This window comes from Caballeronia sp. INDeC2, assembly GCF_023631325.1.
Taxonomy (GTDB): domain Bacteria; phylum Pseudomonadota; class Gammaproteobacteria; order Burkholderiales; family Burkholderiaceae; genus Caballeronia.
The window spans coordinates 315,682-333,293 of sequence record NZ_JALQDG010000027.1 but is presented as its reverse complement, the minus strand read 5'-3'; the positions used below and the strand labels follow the sequence as shown (position 1 = coordinate 333,293).

Genomic DNA, 17,612 nt, shown 5'->3' with positions numbered 1-17,612 from the left:
CTTCACGGCATAGATCATGGCTGAGAAACCCTCACGCGATCCGCTGCAATCGGTGCTCGCGCCTACCGTCGTCGTGAAGCGCAAGAAGAAGGCGCACGGCCACGGCCATCATGGCGGCGCGTGGAAGATCGCTTACGCCGACTTCGTCACCGCGATGATGGCGTTCTTCCTGTTGATGTGGCTGCTCGGCTCGACGTCGAAGTACGACAAGGAAGGCATCGAGCAATACTTCAATACGCCGCTCTCCGCGTTGTTCGGCAACGATGGCGGCGCATCGGCGCATACGAGCGTCATCACGGGCGGCGGCAAGGACTTGTCGAGCACGCGTCCGGGTGAAGGCAAGAAGAGTCAGGCCCAGCCCGTGCCGCAATCGATCGCGCGCGCGGCCGTCGCGATGGACGATCTGCAAAAGCTGCAGCAGCTCAAGCAGAAGCTGATGGCGCTCATCGAGCAGATGCCCGCGTTACGCGCGTTCAAGGATCAGATTCGCATCGCGATCACGAGCGAGGGATTGCGCATCGAGATCGTCGATTCGCTCAAGCGGCCGATGTTCGCTTCCGGCAGCTCGAAGCTCGAAGGCTATGTGACGACGATCCTGACCAACATCGGCGCGTCGCTGAACGATGTCGATAACCGCGTGTCGATCGCCGGGCATACGGATGCGGTGGCCTACTCGGGCAGTCAGACTGGTTATTCGAACTGGGAACTGTCGAGCGAGCGCGCCAATGCGGCACGGCGGGCGCTCGTTGCCGGTGGCATGAAGGAAAGCAAGGTGCTGCAAGTGCGCGGGCTTGCCGACGTGTTGCCGCTCAACAAGGAAGTCGTCGATGAGCCGACGAATCGGCGTATCAGTATTCTCGTTTTGAACAAGGCGGCCGAGCAGGCTTTCTTCCGCGATGGCGGACGCACCACGGTCGATGAGACGCGCCCTGTCGATGCCGCGATTCCGGCCGCTGTGGCAGCAAAATCAAATGCGCCGGTGGCGGTGGTGAAATAAGGCTTTCGTGAAATCGCCATGTACTCGACAAGTCCATGGCGGTTTCTTTAGTTCAGCCGATCCACTCCATTGCCGTCTGCACGACGAGCCACAGATTCGCCGCACTGATCACGACGAACAACATCCACGCGACGAACTTCATATGCGGCTTGTTCGCGAACGTCCCCATCAGGCTTCGATCGCTCGTCATCCTGATCAACGGATAAAGCGCGAACGGCAACTGCAGGCTCAACACGACCTGACTCGCGACGAGCAGCTTCCCGACGGCCCCGTTCCCCATCACATACACGCCGATCAAAGCCGGCACGAGCGCCAGCGCCCGCGTAATGAACCTTCGCTGATAGCAGGGAATCTTGAGCCGCAAGAACCCTTCCATGATCACCTGCCCCGCTATGGTCCCGGTGAACGTCGAGCTCTGTCCGGAAGCGAATAACGTCACTGCAAAGAGAATCGCGGCAAGCCCCGTGCCGACGATCGGCGCCAACAGCTTGTACGCATCCTCGATTTCCGTGACTTGTGTATGCCCGGTAGCATGAAACGCCGATGCCGCGAGTATCAGGATCGCCGCATTGATGAGCAACGCGAGAATGAGCGACACGATGGTGTCGAGCCGCGAGAGATTGATCGCCGACGCGAGGCTCTTCGCATCGCGATTCACCACGCGCGTCTGCACGATCGACGAATGCAGATACAGGTTATGCGGCATCACGGTTGCGCCAAGAATGCCTATCGCGAGATAGAGCGGCTCGCGATCGGTCAGCGCGTGAATGGAAGGCACGAGCCCCGCGGCCACCGACGGCCAGTGCGGCTTCACAAGCACGAGTTCGACGACATAACCCACACCGATCGTCGCGATGAGACCCAGCATGATCGCTTCGAGATCGCGAAAGTTCTTGCCCTTCAATCCGAGCACGATGAGCGTGTCGAACGCGGTGAGCACCACGCCCCACATCAGCGAAACACCGAACAGCAAGTGAAACGCGAGCGCGCCGCCGAGCACCTCCGCGAGATCGCACGCAATGATCGATAACTCCGCGAGCATCCATTGCGCATTCGCGACCGGCCTTATATAGCGTTCGCGTGAAAGCTGCGCGAGATCCTTCCCCGTGACGATGCCAAGGCGCATCGACAGACATTGCAGCACCATCGCCGCGAGACTCGACAGCACGACCACGAAGAGCAGGCTATAGCCATAACGCGATCCGGCTTCGATGTCCGTCGCCCAGTTGCCCGGGTCCATATAGCCGATCGAAATGAGCAAGCCCGGTCCCGCGAATTGCAGAAGCTTTTTCCAGAGCGGCGCGCCCGGTGAAACGGCCACCGAGCCTTTGACTTCCGATGGACAAAACGGCGCCGTGGCCGTGGTGGGCAGATTGAAAGGCAATTTATCGGTTCCTGATTTTGGCGGCTTACAAACGGCCTCACGCGGGCGAGTCTATCATCGGCTGCATGCGAACACAGACGTGTTCAGCGCGCGCTCCAGTCTGACCATAGCGCCATCTGATCGCCAGCATGTCGTCACGGTGACGCACATAGAATCCAGTGGTGGCTGTGGTAAGCGTGCCGACGCTGCACATCGCGCAACCGCACGCCGCGTTCATCCTTCACTCGCATGAGGAGTACGCCATGAAACTGGTCACACGCATCGCCATCGTCGCGCTCGCCGCCGCTCCGCTCACCGCGCTCGCGCAGTCCGACGGCCTGACACGCGCACAGGTCAGGCAAGACCTGCAACGCGTCGAGCAAGCCGGTTATAACCCGTCCGAACGCGACGCCTTCTATCCCGCCGACATCCAGGCAGCCGAAGCGAAGGTCAGCGCGCAAAGCGCATATGGCGCATCCACGGAGGGCAGCTCGTCGTCGGGACGCACGATGTCGACGACACCGCTCGGACAAACACCGCAGTAAGCGAACGAACATCCTCACCGAAGAGACACGCGCGGCTTCCATCGATCGCGAATGATCCCGCGCCGTCTTGCCACACGGAGCGTTCCCTGCGCTCGATCCGCGCTATTCCCAACGCGTTCAAAGCAAGCGTCCGGCCCTACCGCTCGCTTTCGCAAGCTTGCTTTCAAATCGCCTAATCTGACAGACACGCCATATTCAAGCCATATTGTCGTTGGCACCCGGCCACTACCATAGCGGCACGGATGGCGAGCCGCACGCATCGTTTCGTCATTGCGTCTCGCGCGCCGCATCCGCCTCTTTCGCAGCGCCCTTCCCCAGCATCTTCCGAACGACTCAATGTGGATAGTCAACGTTGCGCTTAAGCGGCCCTACACGTTCATCGTGATGGCCATCATGATTCTGCTGGCGACGCCCTTCGTCCTCGTGACGACGCCGGTGGACGTGCTTCCGGAAATCGATATTCCCGTCGTCAGCATCATCTGGAACTACACGGGCCTGTCCTCGGAGGACATGGCCAATCGCATCACGTCGGTCAACGAGCGCAGTCTCACGACCACCGTGAACAACATCGAGCATATCGAGTCGCAATCGCTGCCGGGCATCGCGATCATCAAGCTCTTTCTGCAACCGACGGCGAACATCCAGACCGCGATCGCGCAGACCGTCGCCGTCGAGCAGGCGCAGTTGAAACAGATGCCGCCGGGCGCGACGCCGCCGCTCGTCATCAGCTATTCGGCGTCGAGCATTCCGGTGATCCAGCTCGGTCTTTCCAGCCCGAAGCAGTCCGAGCAGGACCTGAACGACACCGCGCTCAATTTCCTGCGTCCGCAACTCGTGACGATTCCCGGCGCGGCCGTGCCTTATCCGTATGGCGGCAAGACGCGCCTCATCTCCGTCGATCTCGACACGCGCGCGCTGCTCGCGAAGGGTCTCACGCCGACCGATGTCGTGCAGGCCGTGAACGCGCAGAACCTGATTCTGCCGACCGGTACCGCGAAGATCGGCCCGCGGGAATACACGATCAACATGAACGGTTCGCCCGCGACCGTCGCAGGCCTTAACGACATTCCCGTGCGCACCCTCAACGGCGCGACGACTTATCTGCGCGAAGTCGCGCACGTGCGCGACGGCTTCTCGCCGCAGACCAACATCGTGCGGCAAGACGGGCATCGCGGCGTGCTGATCTCGGTGCTGAAAAACGGCAACGCGTCGACGCTGTCCATCGTCAACACGCTGCAAGACCTCTTGCCGCAAGCGCGCGCGTCGTTGCCGCCGGACCTGAAGATCAGCGCGCTCTTCGATCAGTCCGTGTTCGTGAAGGCCGCCGTGCAGGGCGTGGTGCGCGAGGCGCTGATCGCCGCCGCGCTCACCGCCGCGATGATCCTGCTCTTTCTCGGCAACTGGCGCAGCACGTGCATCATCGCGATCTCGATCCCGCTCTCGATCCTGTCTTCGCTGATCGTGCTGCATGCGCTCGGGCAGACGATCAACATCATGACGCTGGGCGGCCTCGCGCTCGCAGTCGGCATTCTCGTCGACGATGCGACGGTGACGATCGAGAACATCGAACGCCATCTGCATCTGGGCACGAATCTGCACGACGCGATTCTCGAAGGCGCCGGTGAAATCGCGGTGCCCGCGCTCGTATCGACGCTCTGCATCTGCATCGTGTTCGTGCCGATGTTCTTTCTCACCGGCGTCGCCAAGTTCCTGTTCGTGCCGCTCGCGGAAGCCGTCGTGTTCGCGATGATCGCTTCGTACATTCTGTCGCGCACGCTGGTTCCGACGCTCGCGATGCTGTTGATGGGACACGCCCACGCGCCAGATTCGAAAGCGAAGCCGAATCTCTTCATGCGCATGCATCGCCGTTTCGATCGCGGCTTCGAGCGCATGCGCGGCGCGTACATCGTCATATTGTCGACGCTGCTCGTGAAAAGGCGCCTCTTCGCCACGCTCTTTCTCGGCTTTTGCCTGCTTTCGACAGCGCTCGTCTTCGTGCTCGGCGAGGACTTCTTTCCGAGCGTCGATGCGGGCGATATCCGCATGCACATGCGCGCGCCGACCGGCACGCGTATCGAAGAAACCGCGCGTCTCGCCGATGAAGTCGAAAAGGTCGTGCGCCAGATCGTGCCGCAAGACGAGCTCGCCACGATGCTCGATAACCTCGGCCTGCCTTATAGCGGCATCAATCTCTCGTACAGCAACGCGGGAACCATCGGCACGCTCGACGGCGAAATACAGGTCGCACTCAATGCCGATCACGCGCCGACGCAGAAGTACATCGACGAATTGCGTTCGATGTTGCCGCGCCGCTTTCCCGGCGTCGAGTTCTTCTTTCAGCCCGCGGATATCGTGACGCAGATCCTGAACTTCGGCCTGCCCGCCGCCATCGACGTGCAGATTCAAGGGCAGAACGCGCAAGCGAACTTCGAAGTCGCGAGCAAGCTGATGAAGCAGGTCCGCATGATTCCCGGCAATGTCGATACGCACATCCAGCAGAAGCTCGATGAACCCGCGATCAACCTTCAAATGGATCGCACGCGCCTGCAACAGCTGAATCTGTCGGCGAGCAACGTCGCGCAGAACGTGCTCGTGTCGCTATCGGGAAGCTCGCAAACCGCGCCGGGTTTCTGGTTCAATCCGCGCAACGGCGTCGAATACAACCTCGCGGTGCAGACGCCGCAGTATCAGGTTTCATCGATCGACGAGTTGCTGCGCACGCCCGTGTCCGCATCGCTCAACGGCCCGACGCAACTGCTCGGCAATCTCGTGCGCATCTCGCCGGAGAATCAGTTCGCGGTGGTCACGCACTACAACATCCGGCCCGTGATCGATCTCTTCGTAAGCGTCGAAGGGCGCGATCTCGGCGGCGTCGCACGGCAGGTGAATCATCTCGTCGATGAAGCACGCAAGACGCTTCCGCGCGGCAGCCAGATCGTCGTGCGCGGCCAGGTCGAAACGATGCGCACGTCGTTCTTCGGTCTCGGCCTGGGCGTCGCAATGGCGATCGTGCTCGTGTATCTGCTGATCGTCGTGAACTTCCAGTCGTGGATCGATCCGCTCATCATCGTGAGCGCGCTGCCCGCCGCGCTCGCGGGCATCATCTGGATGCTCTTTCTCACCGGCACGCACTTGAGCGTGCCCGCGCTCACCGGCGCAATCATGACGATGGGCGTCGCGACCGCGAACAGCATTCTGATGGTCTCGTTCGCGCGCCAGCGTCTGAACGCCGGCATGCCGCCGCTCACTGCCGCGCTCGAAGCGGGCGCGAGCCGCATACGCCCCGTGCTGATGACCGCGTTCGCGATGATCATCGGCATGATCCCGATGGCGCTCGGTCTCGGCGAAGGCGCGGAGCAGAACGCGCCGCTCGGCCGCGCCGTGATCGGCGGCCTGCTCTTCGCAACGGTTTCCACGCTCTTTTTCGTGCCGCTCGTTTTTGCGGGCATTCATGCGCGTCTCGCGCGCCGCGCCGCGCGCAAGGGCCCGGCGCAGCATGAAGGCGACAGCGGCCAACACTGACATCACAGCAATCCGACGAACATGACCGAAAAGAACCACGCATCGCTTGCGATTCCCGCTCGCGACCCGAACGAAGGCCCCGCGCTGCCGCCGCGCCATGTCGAATGGAAGCGGGCAAAGATCGCGCTCGTCATCGTGCTCGCATTGCTTGCGATCGGCGCGACGCGCACCGTCGTCACCGATATGCTGCATAGCCGCTCGATCGCTTCGCGCACGCAAGCGAACGCGCAGCAGTATGTGAATGTCGTGTCGCCGACGCAAACCGACGGCGGCGGCGAAACGACCTTGCCGGGCACGCTGCGCGGCTTCGTCGAATCGCCGATCTATGCGCGCGCGACGGGTTATCTGCTGCATTGGTATGTCGATATCGGCGCGCGCGTGAAGCAAGGCCAGTTGCTTGCCGATCTCGACACGCCCGAGATCGATCAGGAACTTGCGCAGGCGGTCGCGCAACGCGATCAGACAGCGTCGAGCTTAGGCCTCGCGAAAAGCTCGCTCGAACGCTGGCAGCAATTGCGTCAACGCGATGCGGTCTCTCAACAGGAACTCGACGAACGGCAAAGCACGTACAACCAGGACGTCGCGAATCTCGCTGCGGCGGACGCCAACGTGAAGCGCCTGCGTCAGCTCGAATCGTTCAAGCGCATCGTCGCGCCGTTCGCGGGCGTCGTCACGCAGCGCAACGTCGATGTGGGCGATCTCATCGATGCGGGCAGCGGCACGAGCCGCGCGCTCTTCGCGCTCGCGCAGTCCGATCCGTTGCGCGTGTTCGTGCAGTTGCCGCAGGCGTATGCGCAGAATGTTTCGGTCGGACAGGACGTGACGGTCTCGCAGGCCGAGCTGCCCGGCCAGCAGTTTCACGGCAAGATCACGCACATCTCGGGCGCGATCGACGTGCCCACGCGCTCGCTTCAGGTCGAAGTGACGCTGCCGAATGCCGATGGCCGCTTGCGTCCCGGCGCGTATGTGCAGGTCGCGCTGCCCGCGACCGCGCACGCGCGCCTGCTGGTGCCGGGCAATGCGCTGCTCTTCCGCTCGGAAGGCCCGCGCCTCGCGGTCGTCGATGCGAACGGCCACGTGCGTCTGCACAAGATCGTGATCGCGCAGGATCTCGGGCAATCGCTCGAAATCGAGAGCGGCATCGAGGCGACGGACAAGATCATCATCAACCCGAGCGATTCTGTCGCGGACGGCGATCATGTCGTGATCGCGCCACGGCAGAAGCAACCGCAGCAGCCCGCTTCGGGCAGCAAGGCCGCATCATGAAAGCCGCGCTGTGCATCACGCTCGTGTCGATGCTCGCCGCGTGCACCGTCGGGCCCGACTATCGCCGGCCCGTCGCCGAAACGCCGCCGACATGGAAGACGGATTCGTACTGGCGCGTCGGCGAGCCCTCGCATGCGCCGCTCGCGCTCGACTGGTGGCAGGCATTCGAGGACATCACGCTGAACAGCCTCGAAACGCAGGCGCTCGCGCAAAACCAGACGCTCGCCGCCGCGAGCGCGAGCTACGCTCAGGCGCGCGCGACGCTTGCGCAGACATCGGCGCTCGCGCTGCCTGAAATCGATCTCGGCGCGAACGCATCGCGCTCGCGCATTTCGAGGAACCGGCCCGTCAACAACTATGCGACGCCGAACAGCTCGACCGTGCAGAACGATCTGAAGCTCGCGCCGTCCGTCGATTACGACGTCGATCTCTTCGGCCGCATTCGACGCGAGGTGGAAGGCGCGCGTGCGTCGGTGGATCAATCGGGCGACGATCTCGCGAACGCGCGCCTCGTGCTGACCACCGATCTCGCGAGCGACTACTTCTCGATGCGCGAGCTCGACGCTGAAATCGACGTGCTGAACCGCTCCGTCGATCTTCAGAAGAGAGCGCTCGACTATGTCACGGCGCAACACGATCTGGGCGCGGTATCCGGCCTCGACGTATTGCAGCAACAAGCGCAACTCGATCAGACGCACGTGCAGGCGCAACTGCTTCTGAATCAGCGCGCGCAATTCGAACATGCGATCGCCGCGCTCGTCGGCACGCCCGCGCCGCAGTTCTCGATCGCGCCCGCGCTGACCGAGCGCCCGCTTCCGCCGATTCCACTCGGCGTGCCGAGCGACGTGTTGCAGCGCAGGCCCGACGTCGCCTCCGCCGAACGCGCGATGGCCGCCGCCAACGCGCAGATCGGCGTCGCGAAGGCGGCGTTCTTTCCGAGCCTCACGTTGAACGGCACCGTCGGCTGGGAAAGCACCGCGTTGTCCAGTCTGATCTCCGCGCCAAGCCTTTTGTGGACCATCGGCACGATGGCGAGCCAGGTCGTCTTCGATGGCGGTCGGCGCTCGGCCGCCGTCGACTTCGCGAACCAGGGCTATGTCGCGGCCGTCGCGAACTATCGGCAGACCGTGCTCGGCGCGTTTGCGCAAGTGCAGGACGGCATCGTCGGATTGTCGGTGCTTAACGGCGCGCAGAAGCAATCGCACGCGGCGGTCGTCGATGCGCAGCGCTTGCTGTCGCTTGCGAACGATCGCTATTCGGGCGGCCTCGTCGCGTATCTCGACGTGATCACCGCGCAGCAGCAATTGCTCACGAGCGAGCGTCAGGACGTGCAGATTCACGGGCAGCAGCGCACCGTATCGGTGGCGCTCGTAAAAGCCCTGGGCGGCGGATGGAACGCCAATGATGCAGCGCACGAAGACGAGAACGTTGCGAGCACGACGAACAAGCCGCCTCCACGCTGATAGAACAAAACGTAAGCAAGATGCCCGCGAGGCTCGTATAGTGAGCGGTGAGACAATGCGGTAAACACACACTGAACGCGCACAGGTGCCAGGCATGAAAGTCCTGATAGTCGAAGACGAACACAAAGTGGTGGACTACTTGCGCTCGGGGTTGACCGAGCAAGGCTGGGTCGTCGACATCGCAATGGACGGCGAGGAAGGCACGCATCTCGCCATCGAATACGACTACGACGTGATCGTGCTCGACGTGATGCTGCCAAGACGCGACGGCTTCTCGGTATTGAAGGCGCTGCGCCTGCAGAAATCGACGCCGGTCATCATGCTCACCGCGCGCGATCACATCAACGATCGCGTGCGCGGCCTGCGCGAAGGCGCGGACGATTACCTCACGAAGCCGTTCTCGTTCCTCGAACTCGTCGAGCGTCTGCATGCGCTCGCGCGCCGCACGCGCGCACAGGAATCGACGCTCATTTCCGTCGGCGACCTGTATGTCGATCTGATCGGCCGCCGCGCGACACGCGACGGCGTGCGGCTCGATCTCACCGCGAAGGAGTTCCAGTTGCTCTCCGTGCTCGCGCGCCGCCACGGCGACATTCTCTCGAAAACCGCGATCACCGAGCTCGTCTGGGAAGTCGATTTCGAAAGCCATACGAACGTCGTCGAGACGGCGATCAAGCGGCTGCGCGCGAAACTCGACGGACCGTTCCGCACGAAACTGCTGCATACCGTGCGCGGCATGGGCTACGTGCTCGAAGTGCGAGAAGCCCGCGACACGCGCGAAGCCAGGGAAGACGCGAGACCATCATGAACATGCAGTGGGCATCATCGGCGCAGCGTGAATCCAATGAAACACGCACGCAGCGTTCCATCTCGCGGCGTCTTGCCGTGATGTTCGCGCTCGTCGCGCTGTTCGTCTTTTCGCTCGTCGGCTCCGGGCTTTTTCTCGTGCTGCGCGTGCAGTTGGAGCAGCATCTGCGCGACTCGCTCGACAATCGTGCGGAAGTGGCGCGGCTCATCGTCACGCACGTATCGAGCCCGGAGAAATGGAAGATCGCGAAAGAAAAGCTCGCCGACATCACGCCGCGCGACGGCTCCACGCTCTTCGCCGTGTCAAGCAACGATCCGCGCTTCGAATACGGCTCGCCGCCCGCGGGCCACGTCATCAAGCGTGTGATGGGCGGCTATGCGCGCTTTCGTCCTGAAGACCGCGCATACGACATGCTGATGACCACGCTGACGATCCCGCCGAATGCGGACAGGCCGCCCCTGCAACTCTTCGTCGCGATCGACTGCTCGCCGAACGTCCATACGATGCGCGCATTCGGGCTCGCGCTTGCCGCGTTCATGGCGCTATCGACGGTCGCGGTGCTGCTGCTGAGCTATTCGGTCGCGCGCCTCGGGCTCGCACCGCTCGCGCGTCTCACGCGCGATGCATCGAAGCTGAGCCCGAACAATCGCTCGCAGCGCCTGAACACGGTCGCGTTGCCGATGGAACTCGACGATCTCGCGAAGTCCTTCAACGGCGCGCTGGAACGGCTCGATCACGCATACGGCCGGCTCGAATCCTTCAACGCCGATGTCGCGCATGAACTGCGCACGCCTGTCACCATTCTCATCGGTCAGACCGAAGTGGCGTTGACGCGCGACCGCTCGATCGAGGAATTGCGTCATACGCTGCAATCGAATCTCGAAGAGTTCGAGCGCGTGCGCGCAATCATCAACGACATGCTGTTTCTGGCGCGCGCCGATCAGGGCGAACGCGCGACGGGACTCGTCGAAGTGTCGCTCGCGGCGGAAGTGAACCGCACGCTCGAGTTTCTGGAAATTCCGCTGGAAGAAGCGCAGGTCCGCGCAGTCGCAAGCGGCGATGCGCGCGCGTTCGTCAACACGTCGCTGTTCGGACGCGCGCTGTCCAATCTCGTGATGAACGCGATCCAGCATTGCGCGCCGGGCGCGACGATTTCCGTGTCGATCACGCGCGAGCATGGACGCATCCGTATCGCGGTGGCCAATCCGGGCGAGCTGATTCAGCCGCATGTGAAGGAGCATCTCTTCGACCGCTTCTATCGCGCGGAAAGTTCACGCACGAATAGCCGCGAGAATCACGGCCTCGGGCTCGCCATCGTCAAGGCGGTCGCGGAAATGCATCGCGGCACGGTGTCGGCGACGAGCGAGCACGGCATCAACACGTTCTCGTTCTCGGTCGCGCGCTTCGGTAACGAACCCCGGACCGCGGCAGATGTGGCCTTGCCCGTGCCGCCGGTCGTCGAAACGAAGTCCGCCACGACATGACGCCGGGGCGTCACTGACAGAAGTATTCGTCCGATGCCGCCACCGGTGCTTCGGCGCTCGCCGCCTTGAAATGGCTGTACTTGCGGTATGTCTTGCCGTTCACCGTCACGGACTCGGCAGTTTCCGTCTCGCCCGAGCTCGATGCGATGGCGCTGCTATGCGCTTCGACGTTGCCGTTGCTCCAGCTGCTCGCGCGCGCATACGATCCGCCCTTCGACGTGTCGGTCTTGCCCTGTTCCGAAATCGCGTTCGTGACGGGATTGCCGAAGGTCTTCGTATCGATCGACGACTTCGGAGGCTGATAGCCCCACTTCGACGTGAGCGTGCTAATGTCGATCTGCTGCGGTTTCCAGCCGACGATCTTCGTGCCGTTCACGAGCGGCGACAGTTCCACCGCGACGATCTGCGTGCCGCGCCGCGCGACCAGCAGGCACTTGCCGCCCGAGCTTTGCAAGGGCACGTAGCCGCTCGAAGGCAGGAGCGCGAGCGCCTGCGCAGCGGGCATCGGCTGCACGCCGACCGGGTTCGCGGCCCAGATCACGCCGGCGTTCGCATCGGCGCGCGCGCTCATCGGCATCATCGAGACTGCCGCACTCGCCGCGAGCGCGATGGCCGCCATTTTCTTGTGACTCTTCATCGCATGCCTCAGCGGGAAAACGAGGGTTGACTCTCCGGGACCAGTCTTTCAGAGCCAACCCTTCAAGGGAGAGACGCCCCGGCTGCCCAGATGCGTCTCTTCTGCTCCACAGCGACACTTTGCCCGTGGATCTACTGCTTGCTCACTTCATCAGCGAGACTGCGATCTTCTCGCCGATGGGCGTGCTCGCGACTTCGACGCCGCTCGCGCCCTCAGCCTGATCGTACACGCGCGCCGCGACGGGCGTCGGCTGAGCGACCTGCTTCGCGGGCGCCGGCTGCATCCGCTTCGCGTCGTCCTGGCTCTTCAGGTTGACTTCCGGATTGTTCGCGGCGGTCACCGGCAAGCCCAGACGCGCCCGCACCAGCGGATCGCGATACTTCTCGTCGTCCGACAGCACAGCGTCTGCGCCCGACTTCGCGAGCGGCGTGGTCGTGCCCGGGCACAGATGGCCCGTCGCTTCGACTGCGCGGCGGTTCGCGTCGCTCTGACACAGGAGCGCGAGCGCGACATCGGTCAGCCCCATCGCGCGGAACTCGCGTGCATCGAGACGGCGTACGCAAGCCTGATCGACGAGCGTCGTGCCGCCGGTCGCGCCGAAGCCCGTGATCGACAGGCCGAAGCTGGCCGAGCCCATGCAGGTGTCGGAGAGCGTCGTGGTGAGCGCGGGCGCCGCGATCGACGGCGTCGTGCGCACCGAGTACGAGCTCTGGTTGTAATCGACCGTCGTGCGCGTGTCGAATGCGCTCGAGCCGGGGCCGTTGGCCGCCTTGCCGGTCGCGTCGGCGCCGCTCGGGTCCGTGCCCGAATTCGTGAGCTGCGGCATCGACAGCGAGATGCTCACGTTCGAAGAACCGCCCTGCGCCGACGAACGGCCGCCGCTTGCCGTCGCGACACCGAGTCCGCCCACCGACGAGGAATTGGAACTGGTGTTGGCCGTCGAGTTCGCCGACGTTCCGATGTTGTTCAGGCTCGATCCGCCGCCCTGGCCTATGCCCGTGGACGTCGAACCCGAAACCGAGCCGGACGAAGAATTGGCCGCGGTGTCGGCGTGGGCCAGTTGCGCGGCGCAAAACAGAACCGCGCATGCCAGTTGCAAAGTGGTCTTGTTCATTTGGTGCTCCGGAAGAAAGGGGACGCCACGGCGCATGACGGTCCCGGACGACTTAGAGTTTTTTTATGAGGTTCGGCAAAGGCGGAATCCCGCAAGCACGCGCTCGTCATGACGCCGCCCCTGCCTTGGTCCGGAGACCGGCTTAACGCCAGCCGCCGCCCAGCTTGCTCCATGCGTTCGCCGCAGCGTCCGCACCCGAGGTGCCGCCCGCTTGCGCGTTGCCGTGACCGAAGCCGCCCACGTTCGACGTGTTGGTGTGGCTCGTCGTCGCGTTGGTGGCGTTGCCCGTCACGCCGAATGCGTTGCCGGCGACGGATTGCGCGTTGCCGTTGGCCGTGCCGTAGTTGGTGGCGGTGAAATGGCCGAAACCCGAGACCGATGCGGAGGTCGTGCCGCCCGAGGTCGAGGACGAGCTGGAGTTCGTGGTCGTGGCCATCGCGGCGACGGAGACGAACGAGAGCAGTGCAGCAGCGATCAGAGTGCGTTTCATGATTTGCATTCCTTATCGAACAAGTAAGATTGAAGTTTGTTTTATGTTCTTCGTATTACGGTCACGCCGGTTGCGGGAAAGCGAACTCCGTTGCGGCGAAGTCCGCCGTCCGCCGCCGCGTGCTTAGCGCCAGCCGCCGCCCAGCTTGCTCCAGGCGTTCGCAGCAGCGTCGGCGCCCGAAGTGCCCGTTGCCGACGAACCGCCGAAGCCCTTGCCGCCAGCCGACGACGTGTTGATGTGGCCGGTCGTCGCGTTGGTCGCGTTGCCCGTCACGCCGAAGCCTTGGCCCGCGAGCGCCGAAGCGTTGCCGTTGGCGATGCCGGCGTTCGTCGCGGTGAACGAACCGTAGCCGAACACGCCAGCCGAGGTGTTGCCACCCGAGGTCGAGCTCGAGCTGGAGTTCGTGCCCGTTGCGAAAGCAGCGGCGGAAACGAGGGAGAGGACGGCTGCTGCTGCGATCAGTTTGCGTTGCATGGTGAAGTCTCCAAGTGTAGGCGCACGGTCAATTCCAGCTACATCGACGCCGATATGTAGCGGGCACAGCGAAGAAATAATTTATTTAGTATTCCTATTTCCAATGTCTGCCTGAATTTCACTTGGATGAACCAGCGTGAAAATCAGTGGGCGTTTGGAACAGGACGCGCTTTGGGCGCGGGCTAACGGTTCAGGTGCGGTGCGGGATGCGATCATTGCGCACGTCGCGAGCTTCGATCATCCGAAGTCGACGTTCGTGCAGCAGGTCGAGGTGTGCTTGTGACGGGCTCTTGGCTTCCGTCGAGCGGATCGTGGCGCGTTGGCCTTCCGCCTGGTCGATTTGATTTGCGTTCTTCTTCATCGCAATCCCCGTATCACTTCTTATGTTTGTTTCCAGGCTTCTGGTCTTTCAATTGCCTGCGTTTTGAGTGACTGTACGGAAGATGAATCGGACGAAGCGTGGGGAAGGCCACACTACATTTCACGTCGTAACAATTCGTGAGAATTCTTGGTTTGCCACCGCTCATTCGAAGCGGCCGACGCCCCGAAACGGCCTGTTTTCGGGCGTCTCCGAGGGTTGACCCGGATATTGGGAGTGTTACAGACTGAGAAAGCGGACGGCATGCGCCCGCGAAAACGTGAAAGTCAGACCGTGCTCAAGCGCACCATCCGCGTCTCGACGATGAGTTTCTTCAGCTCCGGCACGCACGACCCGCAGTTGCCGCCCGCCTTCAGGCACGACGTGATTTCCGCTGCGGTTCCGAGTCCCTTGTCGCGGATCGCGTTGCAGATCGTGTTGCGTCCGACGCCGAAGCACGAGCACACGGTCGGTCCGGTATCCTCGCCCTTGCCTATCGGCTGGCCGAGCAAAAGGCTCGCGCGATCCTCGTCGTCGAGCCGGTCCTTGTCGAAGAGCGTCGCGAGCCATGCGCGCGCGGGCAGATCGGGCCGCTCGGAGATGAACACGCAACTCTCGATGCGCTCGTCCACGACATGCGCCGCGCGATACACGCCCGCGCTCTTGTCCTCGTATTCGATCCAGTCCGCGTGCCGATCGTCGATATGAAAGAGCGCGCGCGCCCAGTCGTGATGATCGCCGTGCGATGCATCGAAGCGATTGCGTCCCGCCATCTCGTAGCGCACGTGGTGCGTGCCGTGCACGCGCGTCCAGTGCGTGACCATGTCGAGATCGGGCGCGGCGCGAGACAACGAAAATCCATGCCACGTGACGTGAAATTTCTCGATCGCGACAGGCGTGTGCTTGAACTCCGGCTCGCCTGAAACAGGATCGACGACCGGATTGACCACCGCGCCGACGCGCGCATCCGATGCAACCTGATCGTTCCAGTGAATCGGCACGAACACGCTGCCGCGCGGCATGCCGCCGCCGTGTTGCACGCGCGCGATCATGGAGCCCCAGCGGCTCGAAACACGCGCGAGTTCGCCTTCGCGCACGCCGCATGCGAGCGCGTCTTGCGGATGCATGTCGATGAACGATTCACCGACGTGTCCCGCGAGCTTCGCGGATCGGCCCGTGCGCGTCATCGTGTGCCATTGATCGCGCACACGGCCGGTGTTGAGCACAAGCGGATAGTCTTCGTCGGGCGCATTGACGGGATCGCGCGGCGCGGTCGGGACGAAGCGCGCGCGGCCGTCGGCGTGACTGAATCGGCGCGCTTCGAAGAGCCTCGCGGTGCTGCCTTCTTCAACCGAGCGCAGCGGCCATTGCGTCGGCTGCAAGGCGTCATATTGCGCGCGCTCGAGACCCGCCAGGCCACCGATGTCGAACGCGCGATGCACGCCCGTCGACGCATCGTTGCGATACGCGGAGAGACGCGCGTGCTCGTCGAAGATCTCATGCGGACCCGCGAAGACGAAGCCTTCGAAGCCCATGCGCCGCGCGACATCGCAGATGATGCGCCAGTCCGCGCGCGCCTGGCCCGGCGCCGGAATGAACGCGCGTTGACGCGAAATGCGCCGCTCCGAGTTCGTCACGGTGCCGTCCTTTTCGCCCCAGCCGAGCGCGGGCAGCAGCACATCGGCGAATGCGTTGGTATCCGTCTTCTCGATGATGTCCGAGCACACCACGAGCTCGCATTGTTCGAGCGCCCGCTTCACGCGATCGCCGTCGGGCAGGCTCACGACCGGATTGGTACCCATCACCCACACCGCTTTCACGCGGCCGGATTCGATTGCATCGAACAATTCGACGGCCTTCAATCCGGCGCGCTCCGCAATCGCGGGCGAATTCCAGAACGTCTGCACGATCTCGCCGTGCAGCGGATTGCCGAACTCTAGATGCGCGGCGAGCGTATTCGCGAGGCCGCCGACTTCGCGGCCGCCCATCGCGTTGGGTTGGCCGGTGAAAGAAAACGGCCCCATGCCCGGCTTGCCGATGCGCCCCGTCGCCAGATGACAGTTGATGATGCCGTTGACCTTGTCCGTGCCCGCGCTCGACTGATTCACGCCTTGTGAATAGACCGTCACCACGCGTTCCGTGCGCGCGAACAGGCGATAGAACGCCATCAGGTCGTGCTGATCGAGCTTGCAGTCCTTCGCGGTTCGCGCGAGATCAGAAGGCCCTGAAGCGGCGAGTGCGGCATCGAAGCCGCGAGTGTGCGCATCGATGAAAGTTGCATCAGTCGCGCCATGTTCCGCGAGGAACGCGAGCAGGCCGTTGAAGAGCGGCACGTCGCTGCCGGGCTTGAGCGGCAGATGCAGATCGGCCATTTCGCACGTCGCGGTATGGCGCGGATCGATCACGACGATCTTCATCTCCGGCCGCTTCTCCTTCATCTTCACGATGCGCTGAAAGAGAATCGGATGGCACCATGCCGTGTTCGAGCCGACCAGCACGACGAGGTCCGCCAGTTCGAGGTCCTCGTAGTTCATGGGCACGAGGTCTTCGCCGAATGCGCGCTTGTGCCCCGCCACCGATGACGACATGCACAGCCGCGAATTCGTATCGATGTTCGCGCTGCCGATATAGCCCTTCATCAGCTTGTTGGCGACGTAGTAATCCTCGGTGAGCAACTGACCCGATACATAGAACGCGACCGCATCCGGACCATGCTCTTCGATGATGCGTGCAAAGCCGTTCGCGACCGTGCCGAGCGCATCGTCCCATGACACGTCTGCGAGCGATCCGGTGCGCCTGTCGCGCAGCTTCGGACTGAGCAGGCGGCCTTCGAGCCCGATCGTGTCGCCGAGCGCCGAGCCCTTCACGCACAGACGGCCGAAGTTCGACGGATGCGTTTCATCGCCCGCGATGGTCGCTTCGGTCGCGCTTTTCGGCGATGCCTCTACGCCGCAGCCGACGCCGCAATAAGGGCACGTCGTTTTGACGGAGGCGGATTCGATCGGGATGATGGGCATGGTCATGTTCAACGTCTCTTGCTTGGCTATCCAGTGTTGTTGTCGCCGGATGCCGTTTTCGTGGTGGGTTATTA

14 protein-coding genes are annotated in these 17,612 nt (G+C 63.1%); 7 read left to right on the top strand and 7 right to left on the bottom strand.

Annotated features, from left to right (window positions below; translation table 11 throughout):
* The first annotated feature begins 16 nt into the window (after window positions 1-16).
* Window positions 17-997 carry a flagellar motor protein MotB gene (motB, locus tag NCS28_RS17085; protein WP_250514934.1) on the top strand — a complete coding sequence of 327 codons (981 nt, stop codon included), beginning with the start codon at window positions 17-19 and terminating at the stop codon, window positions 995-997.
* Window positions 998-1,049: 52 nt separating this feature from the next.
* Here motB and NCS28_RS17080 read toward each other — a convergent pair whose 3' ends face one another.
* Window positions 1,050-2,381 carry an Nramp family divalent metal transporter gene (locus tag NCS28_RS17080; protein WP_250514933.1) on the bottom strand — a complete coding sequence of 444 codons (1,332 nt, stop codon included), beginning with the start codon at window positions 2,379-2,381 and terminating at the stop codon, window positions 1,050-1,052.
* A gap of 242 nt (window positions 2,382-2,623) precedes the next feature.
* On the opposite strand from NCS28_RS17080, the gene NCS28_RS17075 reads away from it, so the two are divergent.
* The 6 genes from NCS28_RS17075 (at window position 2,624) to NCS28_RS17050 (ending at window position 11,448) form a co-directional block, all read left to right on the top strand.
* Complete coding sequence (locus NCS28_RS17075) at window positions 2,624-2,905, top strand: DUF4148 domain-containing protein (protein WP_250514932.1); 282 nt, start codon at window positions 2,624-2,626, stop codon at window positions 2,903-2,905.
* Between the two features lie 336 nt (window positions 2,906-3,241).
* A complete protein-coding gene (locus NCS28_RS17070; RefSeq protein ID WP_250514931.1) occupies window positions 3,242-6,427 on the top strand; it encodes an efflux RND transporter permease subunit in 3,186 nt (1,061 codons plus the stop codon).
* A gap of 21 nt (window positions 6,428-6,448) precedes the next feature.
* On the top strand, window positions 6,449-7,693 hold the full coding sequence (locus NCS28_RS17065; protein WP_250514930.1) for an efflux RND transporter periplasmic adaptor subunit: 1,245 nt from the start codon (window positions 6,449-6,451) through the stop codon (window positions 7,691-7,693).
* Entirely contained in the window at window positions 7,690-9,156 is a 1,467-nt protein-coding gene (locus NCS28_RS17060) for an efflux transporter outer membrane subunit (RefSeq protein ID WP_250514929.1), read from the top strand. The genes NCS28_RS17065 and NCS28_RS17060 overlap by 4 nt, the downstream gene beginning before the upstream one ends.
* Before the next feature lie 94 nt (window positions 9,157-9,250).
* Window positions 9,251-9,964, top strand: coding sequence for a heavy metal response regulator transcription factor (locus NCS28_RS17055; protein ID WP_106852845.1), 714 nt, complete (start codon window positions 9,251-9,253; stop codon window positions 9,962-9,964).
* The gene (locus tag NCS28_RS17050) at window positions 9,961-11,448 is read left to right on the top strand and encodes a heavy metal sensor histidine kinase (RefSeq protein WP_250514928.1); all 1,488 of its coding nucleotides are present in this window, start codon (window positions 9,961-9,963) and stop codon (window positions 11,446-11,448) included. Before NCS28_RS17055 ends, NCS28_RS17050 begins: the two co-directional genes overlap by 4 nt.
* A gap of 10 nt (window positions 11,449-11,458) precedes the next feature.
* Here the strand turns inward: NCS28_RS17050 and NCS28_RS17045 are convergent, their stop codons facing one another.
* The 6 genes from NCS28_RS17045 to NCS28_RS17020 all read right to left on the bottom strand — a co-directional run bounded on the left by NCS28_RS17045 (window position 11,459) and on the right by NCS28_RS17020 (window position 17,544).
* Window positions 11,459-12,085 (bottom strand): hypothetical protein, encoded by a 627-nt coding sequence (locus tag NCS28_RS17045; RefSeq protein WP_250514927.1) that lies wholly within the window; start codon window positions 12,083-12,085, stop codon window positions 11,459-11,461.
* A gap of 142 nt (window positions 12,086-12,227) precedes the next feature.
* Window positions 12,228-13,199: a hypothetical protein gene (locus NCS28_RS17040; RefSeq protein WP_250514926.1), complete on the bottom strand. Its 972-nt coding sequence runs from the start codon at window positions 13,197-13,199 to the stop codon at window positions 12,228-12,230.
* Between the two features lie 142 nt (window positions 13,200-13,341).
* Entirely contained in the window at window positions 13,342-13,689 is a 348-nt protein-coding gene (locus NCS28_RS17035) for a hypothetical protein (RefSeq protein WP_250514925.1), read from the bottom strand.
* A 123-nt stretch (window positions 13,690-13,812) separates the two neighbouring features.
* Window positions 13,813-14,163: a hypothetical protein gene (locus NCS28_RS17030; protein WP_250514924.1), complete on the bottom strand. Its 351-nt coding sequence runs from the start codon at window positions 14,161-14,163 to the stop codon at window positions 13,813-13,815.
* A 190-nt stretch (window positions 14,164-14,353) separates the two neighbouring features.
* A complete protein-coding gene (locus tag NCS28_RS17025; protein WP_250514923.1) occupies window positions 14,354-14,524 on the bottom strand; it encodes a hypothetical protein in 171 nt (56 codons plus the stop codon).
* A gap of 284 nt (window positions 14,525-14,808) precedes the next feature.
* Window positions 14,809-17,544 (bottom strand): nitrate reductase, encoded by a 2,736-nt coding sequence (locus NCS28_RS17020; protein ID WP_250514922.1) that lies wholly within the window; start codon window positions 17,542-17,544, stop codon window positions 14,809-14,811.
* Between the last annotated feature and the right edge of the window lie 68 nt (window positions 17,545-17,612).

Coding starts and splice junctions, on each gene's coding strand:
- NCS28_RS17020 (WP_250514922.1), bottom strand. CDS start 17,544: ATGACCATGCCCATCATCCCGATCGAATCCGCCTCCGTCAAAACGACG.
- NCS28_RS17040 (WP_250514926.1), bottom strand. CDS start 13,199: ATGAACAAGACCACTTTGCAACTGGCATGCGCGGTTCTGTTTTGCGCC.
- NCS28_RS17070 (WP_250514931.1), top strand. CDS start 3,242: ATGTGGATAGTCAACGTTGCGCTTAAGCGGCCCTACACGTTCATCGTG.
- NCS28_RS17060 (WP_250514929.1), top strand. CDS start 7,690: ATGAAAGCCGCGCTGTGCATCACGCTCGTGTCGATGCTCGCCGCGTGC.
- NCS28_RS17025 (WP_250514923.1), bottom strand. CDS start 14,524: ATGAAGAAGAACGCAAATCAAATCGACCAGGCGGAAGGCCAACGCGCC.
- NCS28_RS17035 (WP_250514925.1), bottom strand. CDS start 13,689: ATGAAACGCACTCTGATCGCTGCTGCACTGCTCTCGTTCGTCTCCGTC.
- NCS28_RS17050 (WP_250514928.1), top strand. CDS start 9,961: ATGAACATGCAGTGGGCATCATCGGCGCAGCGTGAATCCAATGAAACA.
- NCS28_RS17075 (WP_250514932.1), top strand. CDS start 2,624: ATGAAACTGGTCACACGCATCGCCATCGTCGCGCTCGCCGCCGCTCCG.
- motB (WP_250514934.1), top strand. CDS start 17: ATGGCTGAGAAACCCTCACGCGATCCGCTGCAATCGGTGCTCGCGCCT.
- NCS28_RS17065 (WP_250514930.1), top strand. CDS start 6,449: ATGACCGAAAAGAACCACGCATCGCTTGCGATTCCCGCTCGCGACCCG.
- NCS28_RS17030 (WP_250514924.1), bottom strand. CDS start 14,163: ATGCAACGCAAACTGATCGCAGCAGCAGCCGTCCTCTCCCTCGTTTCC.
- NCS28_RS17055 (WP_106852845.1), top strand. CDS start 9,251: ATGAAAGTCCTGATAGTCGAAGACGAACACAAAGTGGTGGACTACTTG.
- NCS28_RS17045 (WP_250514927.1), bottom strand. CDS start 12,085: ATGAAGAGTCACAAGAAAATGGCGGCCATCGCGCTCGCGGCGAGTGCG.